The organism is Limnospira sp. (assembly GCF_051859755.1).
Taxonomy (GTDB): Bacteria; Cyanobacteriota; Cyanobacteriia; order Cyanobacteriales; family Microcoleaceae; genus Limnospira; species Limnospira fusiformis.
On sequence record NZ_JBIMLI010000357.1, the window covers coordinates 1 to 1,119 of the forward strand.

Genomic DNA, 1,119 nt, shown 5'->3' on the forward strand with positions numbered 1-1,119 from the left:
AAAAGCTTTGCGGGATACCGCCTCTGTTACCTTAACGGGTAATAGTGCTATCGTCGCATTGTCCGGGAACAACCGGATAAATGTCGCGTAAATGTATCAGATATCGACCTCTGGGTATCTGGCTTTTGAGTTAGATGTGTAAGTCGGATCGCTGAACCAAGAATTCCACTGTTAAGGGGCGTGGGAGTGTCAAGAACAGCTCATTTGTTTGTTACCAGGAGAAATCTAATTTATGCCACAGCTTGAAACAATTACTGAACTGGACTTTCAAAACGAAACCTATAAAGATGCCTATAGCCGGATTAATGCGATCGTAATTGAAGGTGAGCAGGAAGCATCTGATAATTACATCAAACTGGGTGAAATGCTACCTGAAGAACGGGAAGAGCTAATTCGTCTGTCGAAAATGGAAAAGCGTCATAAGAAAGGGTTTCAGGCTTGTGGTCGCAACCTGGAAGTTACCCCAGACATGGACTTTGGCCGTGAGTTCTTTGCTAAACTTCATGGTAATTTCCAAAAGGCGGCGGCTGAAGGTAAGTTGGTGACTTGTTTGCTGATCCAATCTTTAATTATTGAAAGTTTTGCGATCGCTGCTTACAACATCTATATCCCTGTGGCTGATCCCTTTGCTCGCAAAATTACCGAAGGCGTGGTTAAAGATGAGTACGAGCATCTGAACTTTGGCGAGGAGTGGCTGAAAGCTCACTTTGAGGAGTCCAAAGCTGAACTAGAAGAAGCTAACCGCCAAAACCTACCCCTGGTCTGGAAAATGCTTAACCAGGTGGAAAAAGATGCCAGTATCCTGGGAATGGAGAAAGAAGCCTTAATTGAGGACTTCATGATTGCCTATGGGGAAGCTCTGAGCAATATTGGTTTCACTACCCGCGATATTATGCGGATGTCTGCTTATGGTTTGGCAGGAGTTTAACTTAGTCAGGTTGAGATTTTGAACAAAAACGGTCGGTGCGGTCGGTGAGCTCCGCCGAACTGATCGCAGCCGAACCGCGCTAACAGGTGGGATCTGCGATCGCCAGAGTCTTAGTCGTCATAGCCTTATCAGAAAAAATGGGTTGAAAACCTCGTCCTTTTAGGGCGACTTGGTGTGAACATAAATTTAAT

1 protein-coding gene and 1 pseudogene are annotated in these 1,119 nt (G+C 45.1%); both read left to right on the plus strand.

Annotated elements, in window-relative coordinates; translation table 11 throughout:
* Nucleotides 1-91, plus strand: a pseudogene (locus tag ACTIE0_RS24610) (zinc ribbon domain-containing protein); the annotation flags it as partial.
* Nucleotides 92-232: 141 nt separating this feature from the next.
* Nucleotides 233-928 (plus strand): aldehyde oxygenase (deformylating), encoded by a 696-nt coding sequence (locus ACTIE0_RS24615; protein ID WP_006625681.1) that lies wholly within the window; start codon nucleotides 233-235, stop codon nucleotides 926-928.
* Nucleotides 929-1,119: the final 191 nt, after the last annotated feature.